General features: G+C 65.4%; 19 protein-coding genes. 7 read left to right on the forward strand and 12 right to left on the reverse strand.

All coding sequences use genetic code 11. The features are described 5' to 3' along the window. Position 1 precedes the first annotated feature (1 nt). Genes VKZ87_RS10495 through VKZ87_RS10505 form a run of 3 tightly spaced genes read right to left on the reverse strand, consistent with a single transcriptional unit; the run spans position 2 to position 2704 of the window. Complete coding sequence (locus VKZ87_RS10495; RefSeq protein WP_324221204.1) at positions 2-760, reverse strand: ABC transporter ATP-binding protein; 759 nt, start codon at positions 758-760, stop codon at positions 2-4. After that, positions 757-1833, reverse strand: coding sequence for a branched-chain amino acid ABC transporter permease (locus VKZ87_RS10500; protein WP_324221205.1), 1077 nt, complete (start codon positions 1831-1833; stop codon positions 757-759). Before VKZ87_RS10500 ends, VKZ87_RS10495 begins: the two co-directional genes overlap by 4 nt. Positions 1834-1849: 16 nt before the next feature. Then, complete coding sequence (locus VKZ87_RS10505) at positions 1850-2704, reverse strand: branched-chain amino acid ABC transporter permease (protein WP_324221206.1); 855 nt, start codon at positions 2702-2704, stop codon at positions 1850-1852. 190 nt (positions 2705-2894) lie between these two features. On the opposite strand from VKZ87_RS10505, the gene VKZ87_RS10510 reads away from it, so the two are divergent. Then, positions 2895-3815, forward strand: a complete 921-nt coding sequence (locus tag VKZ87_RS10510) for an MBL fold metallo-hydrolase (RefSeq protein ID WP_324221207.1) — start codon at positions 2895-2897, stop codon at positions 3813-3815. Between the two features lie 12 nt (positions 3816-3827). On the opposite strand, the gene VKZ87_RS10515 is transcribed toward VKZ87_RS10510, so the two are convergent. Continuing rightward, positions 3828-5168, reverse strand: a complete 1341-nt coding sequence (locus tag VKZ87_RS10515; protein ID WP_324221208.1) for a ferredoxin reductase family protein — start codon at positions 5166-5168, stop codon at positions 3828-3830. Positions 5169-5846: 678 nt separating this feature from the next. Further along, on the reverse strand, positions 5847-6620 hold the full coding sequence (locus VKZ87_RS10520) for a GGDEF domain-containing protein (RefSeq protein WP_324221209.1): 774 nt from the start codon (positions 6618-6620) through the stop codon (positions 5847-5849). A gap of 264 nt (positions 6621-6884) precedes the next feature. Between VKZ87_RS10520 and purE the strand changes: the two genes are divergently transcribed. The 3 genes from purE to VKZ87_RS10535 all read left to right on the forward strand — a co-directional run bounded on the left by purE (position 6885) and on the right by VKZ87_RS10535 (position 9030). Further along, positions 6885-7385, forward strand: a complete 501-nt coding sequence (gene purE / locus VKZ87_RS10525) for a 5-(carboxyamino)imidazole ribonucleotide mutase (RefSeq protein ID WP_414655644.1) — start codon at positions 6885-6887, stop codon at positions 7383-7385. A 2-nt stretch (positions 7386-7387) separates the two neighbouring features. Further along, positions 7388-8482, forward strand: coding sequence for a 5-(carboxyamino)imidazole ribonucleotide synthase (locus VKZ87_RS10530; RefSeq protein WP_324221211.1), 1095 nt, complete (start codon positions 7388-7390; stop codon positions 8480-8482). Between the two features lie 143 nt (positions 8483-8625). Beyond that, complete coding sequence (locus VKZ87_RS10535; protein WP_324221212.1) at positions 8626-9030, forward strand: hypothetical protein; 405 nt, start codon at positions 8626-8628, stop codon at positions 9028-9030. Between the two features lie 9 nt (positions 9031-9039). Here the strand turns inward: VKZ87_RS10535 and VKZ87_RS10540 are convergent, their stop codons facing one another. Both VKZ87_RS10540 and def read right to left on the reverse strand, forming a co-directional pair. After that, on the reverse strand, positions 9040-9675 hold the full coding sequence (locus VKZ87_RS10540; RefSeq protein WP_324221213.1) for a COQ9 family protein: 636 nt from the start codon (positions 9673-9675) through the stop codon (positions 9040-9042). Continuing rightward, positions 9672-10208 carry a peptide deformylase gene (gene def / locus VKZ87_RS10545; protein ID WP_324221214.1) on the reverse strand — a complete coding sequence of 179 codons (537 nt, stop codon included), beginning with the start codon at positions 10206-10208 and terminating at the stop codon, positions 9672-9674. Before def ends, VKZ87_RS10540 begins: the two co-directional genes overlap by 4 nt. A gap of 191 nt (positions 10209-10399) precedes the next feature. Here def and rpsU point away from each other — a divergent pair, with 191 nt between their 5' ends. Beyond that, entirely contained in the window at positions 10400-10606 is a 207-nt protein-coding gene (rpsU, locus tag VKZ87_RS10550) for a 30S ribosomal protein S21 (protein ID WP_324221215.1), read from the forward strand. Positions 10607-10719: 113 nt separating this feature from the next. Here rpsU and VKZ87_RS10555 read toward each other — a convergent pair whose 3' ends face one another. From VKZ87_RS10555 to VKZ87_RS10565, 3 genes are all read right to left on the reverse strand, one after another. Further along, entirely contained in the window at positions 10720-12018 is a 1299-nt protein-coding gene (locus VKZ87_RS10555) for a TIGR04295 family B12-binding domain-containing radical SAM protein (RefSeq protein ID WP_324221216.1), read from the reverse strand. Then, complete coding sequence (locus tag VKZ87_RS10560) at positions 12015-12275, reverse strand: hypothetical protein (protein ID WP_324221217.1); 261 nt, start codon at positions 12273-12275, stop codon at positions 12015-12017. The genes VKZ87_RS10555 and VKZ87_RS10560 overlap by 4 nt, the downstream gene beginning before the upstream one ends. A gap of 232 nt (positions 12276-12507) precedes the next feature. Beyond that, positions 12508-12858, reverse strand: a complete 351-nt coding sequence (locus VKZ87_RS10565) for a PRC-barrel domain-containing protein (protein ID WP_324221218.1) — start codon at positions 12856-12858, stop codon at positions 12508-12510. A gap of 155 nt (positions 12859-13013) precedes the next feature. Between VKZ87_RS10565 and VKZ87_RS10570 the strand changes: the two genes are divergently transcribed. After that, a complete protein-coding gene (locus tag VKZ87_RS10570; protein WP_324221219.1) occupies positions 13014-13877 on the forward strand; it encodes an SDR family oxidoreductase in 864 nt (287 codons plus the stop codon). Positions 13878-14023: 146 nt separating this feature from the next. Here VKZ87_RS10570 and VKZ87_RS10575 read toward each other — a convergent pair whose 3' ends face one another. Beyond that, a complete protein-coding gene (locus VKZ87_RS10575; protein WP_324221220.1) occupies positions 14024-14596 on the reverse strand; it encodes a sigma-70 family RNA polymerase sigma factor in 573 nt (190 codons plus the stop codon). A gap of 204 nt (positions 14597-14800) precedes the next feature. After that, positions 14801-14977 (reverse strand): NepR family anti-sigma factor, encoded by a 177-nt coding sequence (locus tag VKZ87_RS10580; RefSeq protein WP_324221221.1) that lies wholly within the window; start codon positions 14975-14977, stop codon positions 14801-14803. Positions 14978-15409: 432 nt separating this feature from the next. Between VKZ87_RS10580 and VKZ87_RS10585 the strand changes: the two genes are divergently transcribed. Beyond that, positions 15410-16234, forward strand: a complete 825-nt coding sequence (locus tag VKZ87_RS10585; protein WP_324221222.1) for a Ku protein — start codon at positions 15410-15412, stop codon at positions 16232-16234. Positions 16235-16237: the final 3 nt, after the last annotated feature.

Raw genomic sequence — 16237 nt, forward strand, 5'->3', positions numbered from 1 at the left:
TTCAGCCTCCCAGATACGCCTTGACCACTTCGGGGTGGCTCTGCACCTCCGAAGGGGTGCCCTGCGCCAGCACGCGGCCGTAATTCAGCGCCAGCACGCGGTCGGACACCTCGTTGACCAGGCTCATGTCATGCTCGACCATCAGCACGGTGATACCGAGCTCGTTCTTGATGTCCTGGATCCACCAGGCCATGTCCTCGGTCTCTTCCGTGTTCAGGCCCGAGGACGGCTCGTCGAGCAGCAGCAGCTTCGGCTCGGAGCAGAGCGCGCGCGCCAGCTCGACCACCTTGCGTGCGCCGTAGGGCAGATTCACGATCAGCGTGTCGCGGTAATGCTGCAGGTCGAGGAAGTCGATGACATGCTCGGCCTTCTCGCGGTGCGCCAGCTCGCTTTTCCGCACATGCGGCGCGAAGACCATTTCCCACCAGGGCTTGGTGCCGCGATGGGCATGGCGGCCGAGCAGCAGGTTCTGCAGCACGGTGGCATGCTCGAACAGCTCGATGTTCTGGAAGGTGCGCGCGATGCCCATGCCCGCAATCTGGTGCGGCGGCACGCTGGTGATGTCGCGGCCCTCGAAGATCAGCCGGCCTTCGGTCGGATTGTAGATGCGGCTGATCAGGTTGAAGACGGTGGTCTTGCCGGCGCCGTTCGGGCCGATGATGGTGAACACCTCGCCCTTGTTGATGGCGAAGCTGACCCCGTCGACGGCCTTGATGCCGCCGAAGTTGATGGCGATGTTGTCAGCCTGGAACAGCGTCACCGGAAGCGCTCCGACTTGGTATAGGTCTTCTGCCGCTTGAAGGTTGCCTTCTTGTAGAGCGGGAAGAGCGAGAAATAGAGCTTCACCTTGAGCCAGCGGCCGTAGATGCCGAGCGGCTCGAACAGGATGAAGAAGACCAGGATGACGCCGAACAGGCCCGGCTCGAGGCCCGGCTGGCGGGCGATGTTCTCCGGCAGGTAGTCGCGCAGGATGGCGATCATCTGCGGCAGGGCGCCGACGAAGATGGCGCCGTAGATCGCGCCGTGGATCGATCCCAGCCCGCCGACCACGACCATCAGCAGCAGCTGGATCGAGAGCAGGATGTTGAAGGCATCCGGCGCCAGGTAGCCGATCTTGTGGGCGAACAGCGTACCGCCGAAGCCGGTGAAGCCGGCCGAGATGGCAAACGCCAGCGTCTTGTAGCGCGCGAGGTTGACGCCCATCGACTGCGCGGCGATCTCGGAATCGCGGATCGCGATGAAGGCGCGGCCCGTCGGCGTGCGCAGCAGATTGAGCGCCACCAGCACCGCGAGCACCGTCGCGCCGAGGCAGAGATAGTAGAACGGCACGTCGTCGGTGATCGCGACGCCGAAGGCCTCCGGCCGCGGCACCGGGAAGCCGGCGAAGCCGCCGGTGACATCTTCCCAGCGGATCAGGATCTGCTCGATGATGAAGGCGAAGGCCAGCGTGGCAATCGCCAGATAGATGCCGGTGAGCCGCAGCGCCGGGAAGCCGATCACCGCGCCGATGAAGGCCGACAGCAGGGTCGCCGCCGGCACCGAGATGACGAAGGGCACGCCGAGCTTGAGCAGCACGGCATGGGTATAGGCGCCGATGCCGAGGAAGGCGGCATGGCCGAGCGACACCTGGCCGGTATAGCCGACCAGCAGCATCAGGCCGATGCCGACCACCGCGAGGATCAGCACGTAACTGATCTCGCCGAGCCAGAAATTCTCCAGCACGAAGGGGGCGGCGATGAGAGCCACCATCAGCAGGCCGTACCAGAACCGCGCGACATTGTCGGGGAAAAGGTTGATGTCCTGGTTGTAGTCGGTTTTGAAGAGAAAGCGCATCGGCTACACCGTTTCCCTACACACGCTTGCGGCCGATATTGCCGAACAGCCCCTGCGGACGCAGGAACAGCACGCCCAGGATGACGACATAGGCCGCGACATCCTTGAAGCCCTCGGCGAGATAGACGCCGGAAAACTGTTCGATCACGCCGATCACCAGACCGCCGATCACCGCGCCCGGGATCGAGCCGAAGCCGCCCAGCACGGCGGCGGCAAAGGCCTTCAGCCCGAGCAGGCCGATGGTGACGTCGATGAAGGCAACCGGCGCCAGCAGGATGCCGGCCACCGCGGCGACGCCGGCGGAAATCGCCCAGATCAGCGAGAAGATCATCTTCACCGGGATGCCCATGTAATAGGCGGCCAGCTGGTTCTGCGACGCCGCCTGCATGGCGACGCCGATGCGGGTGAAGCGGAAGAAGGCGTAGAGCGCGGCACAGAGGATCGCCGTGCCGGCCACGATGGAGGCGTTCACGTCGGCGATGACCAGCCCGCCGGCGCGGATCACGCCGCCGGTGAACGGCGTCTCGAAGCTGCGCGTCTCGGTGCCCCAGATCATCGAGGCGGCGGCGCGGAAGATGAAGCCGAGCCCGATGGTGAGCATGACGACGGCGAATTGCGGCTGGCCGATCACCTGGCGCAGCACCACGGTGTCGAGCAGGTAGCCGAACACGGCCATGAAGAGAACGGCGCCGGCGAAGGCGATCCAGTAATTGAGGCCGAAGCCCTCGATCAGGGTGAAGGCCACGAAGGCGCCCAGCATCAGCAGGTCGCCCTGGGCGAAGTTCACCATTTCGGTGGCCTTGTAGATGAGCACGAAACCGAGCGCGATCAGGCCGTAGATGCAGCCCGCCGCAAGCCCGTTCAGCAACAACTGGACGATTTCAGACAGCTTGTCCTCCCAATTCCCTCAAAGGCGATTCTTGGTGTCGCCATAAAGTGATGGCAGATTATGTATGCGGAAACGTCGCGGTCAATGGCTTCGCGCTCGCGTGAACGCTTGTCATCCGAAGCTGCCGCGCAAACTTTACGGTTTACGCAACGTCAATACTGCAGGAGCCGAGATGGCGATCCCTTTTGTGAAAGAACTCGACTTCGCTTACGGCACCATCGCGCAGTTGAGCCCGCTGGTGCGCCGCGTGATCGCCCGCAATCCCTCCGCCTTCACCTTTCACGGCACCGGCACCTATGTCGTCGGCCGGCCGGGCGGCAGGGTTGCCGTGATCGATCCGGGGCCTGACGACGATGCGCATATTGACGCACTGCTCGACGCGCTGCGCGGCGACACCGTCAGCCATATCCTGATCACGCACACCCATCGCGACCATTCGCCCGGCGCCGCCCGGCTGAAGGAAGTGACCGGCGCGCCGACCTATGCCTACGGGCCGCATCCGCTGCCCAGGGGCGGCATCGCCGTGGAGGAAGGCGGCGACCACGATTTCCGGCCCGACCATCTGCTGGAAGACGGCACCCGGCTGGTGGGCGATGGCTGGACGATGAGCGCGCTGCACACGCCCGGCCATATCTCGAACCATCTCTGCTTCGCGCTGGAGGAAGAACGGGCGCTGTTCTCGGGCGACCATGTGATGGGCTGGTCCACCACGGTGATCTCGCCGCCCGACGGCAACATGACGGATTACTACAACAGCCTGCGCCGGCTGCTGCCGCGCGAGGACCGGCGCTACTACCCGACCCATGGCGCGCCGATCGACGAGCGCACCACCGGCCGCGACCCGCAGCGTTTCGTCGAGGCCCTGCTGGCGCACCGCATGGGCCGCGAGACGCAGATCATCGACTGCCTCACCCGCAACGGGCCGATGACGATTCCGCAGATGGTGCAGCGCATGTATGCCGACGTGCCGTCCTACCTGCACGGCGCCGCCGCGCGCTCGGTGCTGGCGCATCTGATCCACATGGCGGCGGAAGGCCGCGTGAAGGCGGAGGGCGATGCGGTGGACGAGCGGGCGGTGTATCGCCTCGGATGACGGCGACCGGCCTCAGCGCAGGTTGAACATTTCCTGGTGGAAGTGGTCGGGCGGAAAGCCGCGGGCCGTCATCGCCGTGCGCAGGGCGTCGCCGAAGGCCGGCGGCCCGGCGAACCAGATCGCCGCCGCCTTCCAGTCGGGAATCATCTGTTCCAGCCGCGCCAGGTCGAGGCGGCCATCCTGCTGCTCGACGAGCAGATGGAAGCGCACGCCGGCTTTTCCCGCCAGCATGCGGATATTGTCGATGAAGGCGGCTGCCGGCGCCCGCGTCGTGTAGATCAGGTCGACATCCGCATCGAACTGCCGCTCGGCCAGGCCCTGCAGCCCGGCGATGAACGGCGAGATGCCCATGCCGCCGCCGATCCAGATCTGGCGGCGCCGTTCGCCCTGGAAGTCGAAGCGGCCGTATGGCCCTTCCACGACGACGGTCTGGCCGGGGAAAAGCTGCTGCGGCAGGACGCGGGTATAGTCGCCCAGTCCCTTGATGCTGAAGCTCAGCCGGCCGTCGCGGCGCCAGGCGGAGGTCATGGTGAAGGGATGCGCGCCCTCGCCGCCGCCGAAATCGATGAAGGCGAACTGTCCCGCCTGATGGCCGGGCCAGGCCGTGCTCAGCCGGATGCCGACATCGAGCACCGCGTTGTCGTCGTGATACCGCAGGGTCTCGATCGCGCCGACCGCCCGGCGGCTCTTGCCGATCCGGTGCAGCAGCGAGATGGCCGCGGCAACCGAACCGGCCGCCATCAGCAGGATCATGATCGGACCGAGCGGCGCCGACCAGTAGCTGCGATCCATCAGGATGACCGAGTGGAATACCAGCACGAGATAGAGCGCGGAGAGCAGCCGGTGCGCCGGCAGGAACCAGCGGTACGGAAACCGCTTCCACAGCGCCACGACGACCAGCACAAGCAGAAGGTAAAAGGCCCATTCGCCCAGGTCACCGGCGATGTCCCGCCAGTCGCGGAAGGGATCGAACCCGACCGGCGCGGCGGATGGCGCGGATGATGGACGGGCCGGCCGGGTCAGCCAGCCCTGCCGCACGGCCCAGCGCGGGCCGTTCTCGAACAGCCAGTGCAGGACCGCGAACAGGGTGCCGGCGATGCCGAGCCATTTGTGCAGGCGATAGAATTTGTCGAGCCCGCCGAGCAGCCTCTCGATCTGCGCCGGCCGCGCCGCAAGGATCACCGCCACCGACATGCAGCCGATGGCCAGGATGCCGCTGTAGTAGATCAGGCTGCTGCGCAGCCGCCAGAAGCCCGAGGTCAGCGCGCCTTCGGGCAGGCTCAGCAGCCAGGCCGCGGTCAGCAGGAGCAGAATGGCGGCAAAGACGAATCTGAGGCGGTTGATGACGGACATTGCAGATCCCGTTGCGGTCCGGCCGGACGGCCCGGCAGCATCGCCGCGCGCGGCCGCGCATTGCTCCGATCAGAGCATCAGCCGGGCTGTCCGGCGTCAAGAATCCAGCCGCCACTGACAATCAGGCGCAGGAAAATCTGCGCGCGCAGGTCGCTTCCGGTGGGTTCGCTGGTAGTGCCGATCCGGCAAGGTGATGCACGCCGGGCTGGTTCTTTTTCATCTATCGTTCGTCAATCGCCCGCGATCCTCATCGGAGGGTGGAAACTTGGAGCGGCTTGGCGCGACCACTGTCGCATACTGAGAGCGCTGACGGATGACTTGACCTTCTTCCTACATTATGTACATATTATGTTCCTATCGGTCAGGCAGCCTTCCCTGCGGTCTGGCCCCCTGCTGTTGAACATCGTCAATCGGATCAGCGACATACGGGTGTATGCCGGCTTTTGATGCCTCGATGCGCGCGCCCCTGAGCATGCTCTCCGGCAACGGGACTCAACGGGATTCAACAGGACTGAACGGGACTCAACTGGCTCTCAACGGGATTGAACGGGACTGAACTGGCTTCCAACGGGATCGAACTGGCCCCGAACGGGCTCCAACGGGACCGGGCAGGTTCAGGACTATCAATGGGTTGGCGTAAAACCGCCGTCGCTGGCGGCCTTCGGAGCCGGTTGTCGCTCACGCCCGGGCGGCGCGGCGGGCGAGCTTGTGGTTGTACATCATCTGGTCGGCGGCAGCCAAAGCGGTGCCGGGATCCTCGCCGGCCTTGAGCGGATAGACACCGTAGGCGGCATCCAGCGGCAGGACCTTGCCTTCCCAGTGCAGCGGCCGGCGGTGAATCGCCTCGGCCAGCATGTCGGCCTTCTCGCGCGCCTGCTGCGCGTCCGTCTCGCTCAGGATCACGCCGTATTCGTCGCCGCCGAGGCGGGCCAGCACGTCCACCTCGCGGGTATTGTCGAGCAGGATCTGCCCGACCTGGATCAGCGCCGCATCGCCCGCCGCATGGCCATGCTTGTCATTGATCTCCTTCAGGCCGTTGAGGTCGAAATAGATCAGCGCCGAGGGGCGGCCGTAGCGCTCGACATGGGCCATGGCGCGCGACAGCTCACGCACGAAGGCGCGGCGGTTGTAAAGCGGCGTGAGCGTGTCGCGGTCGGCCAGCCGTTCCAGTTCGGCGAGGCGGTGCCGGGTGCGGTTCAGCTCGTTGCGCAGCTGGTCCACCTCGCCCATCAGCCGCATGATGGCATCACGCACCCGCGGCGTAAGCTCGGTTTCCGGAATGCCCATGACGGTGGCGGTGGCGGCCGGCGGGGCAACCGGCGCAGCGGCGGCCGTGCCCTGAGTCGCGGCCACGGGCAGCGGACGCGCGGCGGCACCGCCGGCGCCCACGTTGCCCACAGGCAGGCTGCCGGATCCCAGGCCGACCGGGCGGCGATCCTCAATCCTGGCCATTTCTCATGCCGAACATGGCTCCACCACGACAGGACCGGCGGTCCAGCCGCCGGACGCACTCCACCCATTCAGAACCAGTGAAGCCTGCCGACCATTAACAAATCATGGTGCTGGCGAATCAAGCGGCAAATTGCCCCGCCGGCGTTACAGTTCGATAAGCAGTGCGGCGGAGCCGTCCGCGAGCCGATTTAACCGGCCGGGGGCCGCTTTACAGGCGGGACCCGCTCCCTATAATCCGCGCCTTTCCGCGACAGGAGCATGCAGATGGCGTCCCGTAAATCGCCTCTCGTCGGCATCATTATGGGCAGCCAGTCCGACTGGGCCACCATGCAGCATGCCGCCGAGATTCTGGCAGCGCTGAAGATCCCGGCCGAGCACCGCATCGTTTCGGCCCATCGCACGCCGAAGCGGCTCTACGATTATGCCACCACGGCAGCGGAGCGCGGCATCAAGGTGATCATCGCCGGCGCCGGCGGCGCCGCCCATCTGCCGGGCATGGCGGCCGCCATGACGCATCTGCCGGTGCTCGGCGTGCCGGTGGAAAGCCGCGCCCTCAAGGGCCTCGACTCGCTGCTCTCCATCCAGCAGATGCCCGGCGGCGTGCCGGTCGGCGCGCTGGCCGTCGGCAAGCCCGGGGCGATCAATGCCGCCCTGCTCGCCGCCAGCATCCTGGCGCTGAACGACCCCGCCCTGTCGAAGCGCCTGCAGGCCTGGCGGGCGAAGCAGACGAAATCCGTCAAGCTGCAGCCCGTCAGCGGAAAATGACCATGACGCCGATCGCGCCCGGCTCGATGATCGGCATTCTCGGCGGCGGCCAGCTCGGCCGCATGCTGGCGATCGCGGCGGCCAGGCTCGGCTATCACTGCCACATTTTCGCGCCCGATGCCGATCCGCCGGCAGCCGAAGTCTCGGCGCGCTGCACCCGGGCCGAATATACCGATGCCGCCGCCATGGCGGCCTTCGCGGCCTCCTGCGCCGTGGTGACCTACGAGTTCGAGAACATCCCGGTCGAGCCGGTGGCGGCGGTCGCGCGCACTGCGCTGGTGCGGCCGGGCGTCGAGACGCTGCGCATCACCCAGGACCGGCTGCTGGAAAAGACCTTCTGCAACGAGCGCGGCATCGGCACCGCGCCGTTCCGCGCCGTCGGCTCGCCCGCAGATCTGCAGGCGGCGATCGCCGACCTCGGCCTGCCGCTGGTGCTGAAGACGCGGCGCATGGGCTATGACGGCAAGGGCCAGGTGAAGATCGAGCGCGCCGACCAGGCGGCCGAGGCTTTCGCGTCGCTGAAGTCGGATGCACTGATCGCGGAAGGGTTCGTGGCCTTCCGCCGCGAACTGTCGGTCGTGCTGGCGCGCGGCACCGATGGCCGCATCGTTTCCTGGGGCCCGGTGGAGAATATCCATCGCAACCACATCCTGTGGCGCACCCTCGCGCCTGCGGTGATGGAACCGGCGCAGCGCGAGGCGGCCGAGCGGATCGCGGCCACGCTGGCGGAAGGCCTGGACTATGTCGGCGTGCTGGCGGTCGAGCTGTTCGACTGCGGCGACCGCATTCTGGTCAACGAGATGGCGCCGCGGGTGCACAATTCCGGCCACTGGACGCTGGATGCCGCCGTCACTTCGCAGTTCGAGCAGCATATCCGCGCCATCTGCGGCCTGCCGCTGGGCAGCGGCGACCGGCTCTGCGACGCCGTGATGGAGAACCTGATTGGCGACGAGATCGGCACCTGGCCCGCCCTGCTGGCCGAACCGGACGCCAAGCTGCATCTCTACGGCAAGGCCGAAGCGCGGCCCGGCCGCAAGATGGGCCATGTCACCCGGCTCTCGCCGGCGGGTCGCCCCGGGACGCTCAGCCGGGAGTAAGGGTTTATTCACCCTGTTCCGCTTGGCGGCAAACGGCGCCTGTCCTATACTCGGTCACAGAATAATCACCGCGTCCCGCCGAGAATGACGGGTCCTGCCGGCACCGGCCAGAAGGCTGCGGGCTGCCGGGCGGAGCGAGCCTCATGGCCCTGATCGACAGCGTTTCCTCTGCCGGCGCCGCCGCGCTGCAGCCCTTCCAGCCGCGCTCCCTGCAGGGCGATACCGGCACCGACAATCCGTCCGTGCAGCAGTTCCAGCAGCAGCTGCAGACCCCGCCCGCGATACAGCCGGGCGCAACCCAGACGCCGGGCGCGGTGCAGCAGCCCGAGCCGCCGCAGAATCCGCCGCCGCCCCAGCCGGTCACGGGCAATGCACCGGGCAGCAACGCCCAGTCGCTGAGCGAGATCCTGCGTGAGGCCAGCGAGCGGCAGGCGGCGAATAACGAGCCGTCCTCCTCGCCTTCGGCAGTGAACTACAACGCCAACGGCACGCCCAACGCGGCGCAGCGCCCGACCCAGGCGGGCCAGCTCGTCAGCCTGTCGGTCTGAGGTTTCTTCCTAGGCGCGGCGGAAGCCGCGCGGCGCCAGCCGGTCGGTGAAGCGCCGCAGCCTGCCCTTCGCCTTCTCGATGCGCATCACGTCGGCCAGCCGCCGGTCGAGGAAACCCGCCGTGGCGGTGAAGCCCTCCGACTTGTCGTCCAGCCAGCGCAGCAGCGTCGCCGAATAGACGCCGGCCAGCATCAGCCGCTTGGTGTAGAAGTTGAAGTCGGTCGCGGTGTCGCCGGCGGCATACCAGATCGCGTCCACCGTACGGTAAAGCTGCTTCAGCGCACGCGGCGCATGCTGCGGCAGGGCTTCCAGATTGAGCGCCCGGCGCACCGCCTCGCGATGCGGTGCGACCAGCTCGAGGCGAGTGAGAATCGCGGTGCGCACGCGCTCCGGCACCCGCATGGCGGCGAGATCGCGGCTTTCCAGCGCGCGCAGCATGGCGGCATCGGTTTCCGCCACCCAGAAATCGAGCACGGCAACGGCGCCGTCGGGGAAGGCGCGCGATACCAGTCCGGCATCGAAGCCGCAATCCCTTGCCGCCATCGCCAGCGCCTTGTGGCTCCAGCCGTCAAACGGCACATGGACCAGCATCGCCTCCAGCAGGGCGCGCCTTTCGCTGAGGAGATGCGTCGTGTCGCTGCTCATTCCTCTGCCTCCTCGGGCCGCAGGGCGGCCCGGTGCTTCAGTTCGGTTTCAAACACCAAGTCCTTCAGGTCGGTCATGCGCTGCGGATAGAGGATGCCGTCCAGGTGATCCAGTTCGTGCTGCACCACGCGGGCATGCCAGCCCTCGACCTCGCGCGCGAGCCGGGTGCCGTCCGGCAGGGTACCCTCATAGACGATGCGGGTGTAGCGCGGTACAAGGCCGCGCAGACCGGGAACCGACAGGCAGCCCTCCCAGGCAAGATCCTTCTCCTCCGTCAGCGGCTCCCAGCGCGGATTGACCAGGGTCACCAGCTCCCGCCTGTCCTCAGGGCCTTCCGGCGGGGTCAGGAAAACCGCCACCCGCAGGGGGACATGGACCTGCGGCGCCGCCAGCCCCTGGCCGGGGGCGTCGATCATGGTTTCCACCATGTCCCGGATCAGGGTCCGGATCTCCGGGGCGGTCGGATCGGCCACCGGATCGGCCGGCTGGGCCAGCACCGGGTGCCCCATGCGGGCGATTTTCAGGATTGCCATGGCCCCAGCCTAGGGCGGTCCGGGTCATAGGCCAAGTACCACAAGGCCTTAGCCGCTCCGGGACCGGCCCGGAATCTTGCCGGAAGGCGTGAAACGCGCTTCACAAAGGCCGATCGCCGTGCTAGAAGGCGCGGCTTGCCGGAGCTCGCTCCGGACAGATTCTCTTGGCAATTCGAAAGGATGGGACACACGTGCAAGTCCTGGTGCGCGATAACAATGTCGATCAGGCCCTGAAGGCGCTGAAGAAGAAGATGCAGCGTGAAGGCATCTTCCGTGAGATGAAGCTGCGCGGCCATTACGAGAAGCCGTCGGAGCGCCGCGCCCGTGAAAAGGCCGAAGCCATTCGTCGCGCCCGCAAGCTGGCCCGCAAACGCGCCCAGCGCGAAGGCGCCGCATAAGAATTTCGGTCGAATTGCCGATTGATGAAGCCGCCCGGATCACCAGGCGGCTTTTTCATTGGTCCGGCATCCTGATCAGCCTGATATCGGCGCCGGCCACCGTATCAGCGCCATCAGGACATGACGCGGCCCCAGCGCGGGCTGCTGCATGACTCCTCCAGAACCGACAGCGGCAGCAGCCGCTCATCCTGGATATCGCTGAAGTCGCGCAAGGCGGCGAGATAATGCTCATGCGCGCGTTCCCAGGCATGATCGTCGGGTTCACCCCAAAGCGCGCGATAGCCTGGCGAACTCGGATAGGGATAGAGCGGCGCCGGCTCGTTGGCCCAGACGCCGGATTTCTGCAGCCGGTCGCGCCAGTAATCGACCAGGGCCGGGTCATCCTGCACCCTGCCGGTCAGATTGGCCTGCACGAAGGGAACATGCCGGCGCGCCTTGATCAGCAGGGCGGCAAGGGCCTCGGTGTCCAGCCGGCAGCTGGCTAGCTGTTCCTGCCCCTCCACCGCCAGGCTTTCGATGCCGGCCTCGATGGAGACGCAGCCGGCACGCCCGAGCAGCTCGAGCAGTTCAGGCTTCCAGAGATCGATGCACGTCTGCACGCCAAACCGGACGGGCCGCGCGATCAGTGCCTCGAGCAGGGCCTTCTGCGGCAGGAAAATCTCGTCGACGAAATAGAGATAGGTGACGCCCTGCCGGATCAGGCCGTCGATTTCCTCCAGAAGCGGTACGAGATCGCGGCGGCGGTATTTGTCGCGGAAATCGGTCAAGCTGCAATCGTACGGACAACCGCGCGAGGCCTCCACCTCGGCACCCGGGCCGTCCGGCTCGCGGTCGAAGCGGTGATGATGGTGGTGGTGGCGCGCGATCCATTCGTCCGGCCAGCAGAGGGCCGGATGGGACGCGAAGGAAGTTGCATGAACAGCCGCCTCGACATGGCCTGCTCCGTCACGGCAGGACACTGCCGGCAGGCTCTCTGGAGCGTGGCCATTGGCAAGTTCGAGTACGACTTCCTCGCACTCGCCGCGGATGACGCAGCCGACGCCGAGCCTGCGCAGGGTTGATCCGGGCGTGGCCGAGCCATGCGGTCCCACCGCCACGGTTCGGCCGCCGCGGCCTGCGAGCGCGGCAAGGAATTCCGCCGGCACGCGCAGTTCCGGGGGAGCGCAGCGCCAGAACAGGTAGGTCGGCGCCGTGGTCAGCACGGTCATATCCGGCTCGAACGCCCCCACGCTCTCCGCCGTCTGGGTCATCGTCAGGTCGAGCAGATGACCATCCAGCAGCAGGACTTCATGGCCGGCCTGCTCCAGCAACGCCTTGGTGTATCCCAGTTCGAGCGGCAGATGGGGCGAGCGACAGCCGTAATAGATGCTGCCGTCGAAACTCCAGGGGGGGTTGACGAGGGCCACTCTCATGCGCGCAGTCTTTCCGGTTTACCGGCCCGCATGCCGGGGCCACCGCTCAGGGACCCGATCCAGCCAGCCGGGTCGCGCAGACGCTGACGCCAGCCGATATGGACGCATCTGCCGAACTGATGCTCGAGGACATCGCGCACCTGCACGCCGTCGCCATGGCTGATGATCAGCGCGCCCTTCGTGGCGCGCAGCAGGAAATGTGCCTCCCAGTCCTGATCTCGGGTGCCGCGCCGCCAAGGGGTGTAGCTGCAGCTCATATGCAGCACGGCGACCGGCAGACCGGAGGATCTCGCGTCAGCGCATCCGGAGCCCGGGCATGGTGATCGCGCCGCAGCAGTTCCCGACAGAGGTAGCGCCCCGCCGGTAACCGGAGAATGCGATGCGATGCCATGCCATCCCTTTTCCTGGTCGGAGGGTGCCGCAATGTGGCCAGCAACACTGGCCTGCTGTTTTGGTTCCTGCGGTATTTCCGGCAGAAACCCTGCTGTTCTAGAGCCAGTAGGGTGGCACGCCGTAATATTCATGGACCTGCTGGCCCCAGGCCCTGTCCTCCCAGTCCATGCGGTCCCCCGCGCCGTAGTTCGGCGCGCCCTTCAGACGCTCCTTGTCGAGATCGACGACATAACCGTCCTTCTCGGTGTCGTATTTCAGCACGCTCCAAGGCAACGGATGATGGCGGTCGCCGATGCCGAGAAAGCCACCGAACGACATGTCGGCGTAAGCCACTTTCCCGGTCAGCTTGTCGATCATCACATTCTGGATGGAGCCCAGTTTCTCGCCGGTGGAATTGTAGACCGTGGTGCCTTCCACCTTCTCGGAAGAGATCAGCCGCGAACCCATCGTCGCCTCCATTTGAGCCTCGATTCCCATAACGGTAACGGCCGGGCCCTCCGGCCGAATGAGGAGTCAACCTGCCGGTCAGACCTCGGTTCCAAAGTCCCGCGGAACAGGAAAAACGGACGAAGGGTTGCAGCGATCACGCAAGGAGGACGAGCATGACACAGAGCAAGGCAGAGACGGCACGACCGCCGCAGCAGCAGAACAAACAGCCCGGTTCGGAGAAGCCGATGCGGCCCAGGCCGCAGGATCGGGCGGAGAACTACAGGGCAGCCGGCAAACTCGAAGGAAAGGTCGCGCTGATCACCGGCGGCGACAGCGGCATCGGGCGCTCGACGGCGATTGCCATGGCGAAGGAAGGTGCCGATATCGCATTTGCCTATCTCGACGAACACGATGATGCCGCGGAGACAGAACGCCTTATCTCCGCGACCGGTCGCAGTTGCAAGCGCCTGTCAGGCGATCTGGCGAGCAGGGATACCGCCGTCAGGATTGTCGAGGAAACCCTGTCGACCTTTGGAAAGATCGACATCCTGATCAATAACGCCGCCGAACAGCATGTTGCAAAGAGCCTGACCGAAATTGACGAGGCGCAGCTGAAAACCACCTTCGGGACGAACATCTTTGCGATGTTCTTCCTGACGCAGACGGTACTGCCGCATCTGAAAAAAGGCGCGGCAATCATCAACACGACGTCGATCACCGCTTTCCATGGCCATCCCGTGCTGATCGACTATGCCTCCACCAAGGGGGCCATAGTCGCCTTCACCCGTTCCATGGCGAAGGCGCTTGTCGATCAGGGCATCCGGGTGAATGCCGTGGCGCCGGGGCCGGTCTGGACGCCGCTGATCCCGGCCTCGTTCAGTGCCGAAGAGGTGGCGAAGTTCGGCAACAGCAACCCGATGGGCCGCGCCGCCGAAGCGGATGAAATTTCACCCTGTTACGTCTTCCTGGCCTCCGAAGACGCCGCCTTCATGACCGGGCAGGTGCTGCATCCCAATGGCGGGGAGTACATGGCCTGACAACAGGGAACCTTCGGCGCGCCGCCGGGTTGATACGGCGGGAAAGTATTTACGGAGGCTGAGTGATGTCCGAAATCGGAAAGTGGGCGCGCGACCTGGCCTTCCTCTGCCTCGTGATCGGCACGCTGGGTGTTGTAATCTGATCCCTAGCTGTCCCGGGAGGCCTCGCTGCCGATCAGGTCGGCCGGAGAAATTTCCTTCATATCCTCAAGTCCAAAGCGGGGCGCCTGCCCCTCGCCCTCGAGCATCAGCGCCATGGCCTGCCTGGCGCGCGACAGTCGGCTTTTGATCGTGCCGATGCTGCAGCCGCAGATCGAAGCGGCTTCCTCATACGACAGGCCGCTGGCGCCGATCAGGATGAGCACCTCGCGCTGCTTCAGCGGCAGGCGATGCAACGCCTCGGCCACTTCCTGCAGCTCCAGCCGCGCCTGCTGCGCCGGCTGGGCGACCAGTCCTTCGGCATATTTTCCGTCGACATCAGCCACTTCGCGCCGCTTCTGACGCAGAAGATTGTAATAGGTGTTGCGCAGAATCGTATAGAGCCAGGCCCGCATGCTGGTTCCCAGCATGAACGCCTTCCGGTTGGCCCAGGCTTTCGCCAGCGTTTCCTGGATCAGATCATCCGCAAGATCACGGTTATGGCAAAGGGAATGTGCCCAGGCACGCAAAGCGGGGATCTCTGCCAGCAGCGTCGCCTTGAAATCCGGTTTCGATGCCATGAACATCCTTCACTGAAAAGCTGACTAACGGGAACTGCGACGGAGTGCTGACGAAGCATTGTTTCCAATGTCGTTACACGGTCGTGCAATGACAAGGGATAAAGTTGTGTCCGGAGAATATGAAAGGCGCATGCGCGCCGAGTGTTGAAGACGGGCTATACAATGCAAGGTATATGGCTGCGGCGATCACGCCGCTGCCGGAAACTAGCCCTTTTCTTCCAGCTCCTTGAGCTTGTCGACAATACGCTGCGGGATCGGTTCGCTGGCGATGTTGTCGAATAACTGCTTGAGGCTGCGGCCAAGCCAGTCCTGCGAACCTTCTTCCATTTCAGCCGGACGGACGGTGGCGGATTCCGCAGTCTTGACCGTGCGCTTGCGCAATACAGTGGCTCTGTCCCGAGAATCACCCATTGCCCAGCCTCACAGTCGGAATTCCTTGCGGCATACGGAAAGGTTCGAAGCGGCGACCAGCGCGCCTGACACAGCTTGAGCGGCGATCGGCCGGCGCGCAACTATAATTCAGCGGCTGAGACAAGAAAACACTCCATGCTCACTGCGACCCGGCGGACCGGATCCGGGCTTCAACCCGCATCCCCGATCTTTGTTCACTGCCAAGTGCTTGGCGGCAGTCCCGCAGCCAGCGAAGCCACGTTTTCCGGGAACCTGGTGAGATCGCCCGTGTTTGGTCATCAGTCCGAACTCCCTCCACGGATCCGATCCCGGATGGCAAAGCGCAAAACGGCAACCCGCAGCTCCAAACCCAAAACCCGTCGGAAGCCCTCCGATAATCGCTCTCCGGCGCGCGAGAAGGGCGTGACATCGGCGCGACCGCTCTGGACCGGGAATTTGCGGCTGGCACTCGTCTCGGTACCGGTTCGTCTGTATCCCGCCACGAAAACAGGCGCGCAGATCAGCTTCCACCAGGTTCATGAGCCTTCAGGCAAGCGGATCCGCTACCAGAAGACCGTTCCCGGCATCGGCCCGGTGGACACGGACGAAATCGTCAAGGGTTTTGAGGTCAACAAGGGCAGCTATGTCCTGATCGACCCCGAGGAAGTCGAGGCACTGAAGATCGAGGCCAAGAAGACACTCGATCTGGTGCAGTTCGTGAAGCAGGGAGAGATCGATCCGATCTGGTTCGACAGACCCTACTATGTGGTGCCGGACGGCGATCTCGCCGAGGAAGCCTACAGCGTCCTGCGCGACGCCCTCCGCTCTTCCGGGCGCCTCGGTCTGGGCCAGTTCGTCATGCGGGGCCGGGAATATGTCGCGGCGCTGAAGCCCTGCGGCAACGGCCTGCTACTGGAAACCCTGCGGTTTGCCGACGAGGTGAGAAGTGCGGCGCCCTTCTTCGCCGATGTGGATGCCGGGACGTCGGACAACGAGCTGCTGGGTCTGGCCAAGGAGCTGATCGAGCGGAAGAGCGCCCCCTTCGACCCGCGCCAGTTCAAGGACAATTACACCGCCGCCGTCCGCAACCTCATCGACGCCAAGCTGAAGCGCAAGAAGCCGGTGCAGGTCGAGGAAGAAGAACCGGCCGGAAGCGCCCAGGTCATCGATCTCGTCGAAGCGCTCAAGCGGAGTGTGAAAACCGCCGATCGCGGCTCGGCATCGAAGACGACCCGCAAGGCAAGCTGAACC

Origin of the sequence: Ferrovibrio sp., from assembly GCF_035304305.1 — a bacterium.
GTDB lineage: Bacteria > Pseudomonadota > Alphaproteobacteria > Ferrovibrionales > Ferrovibrionaceae > Ferrovibrio.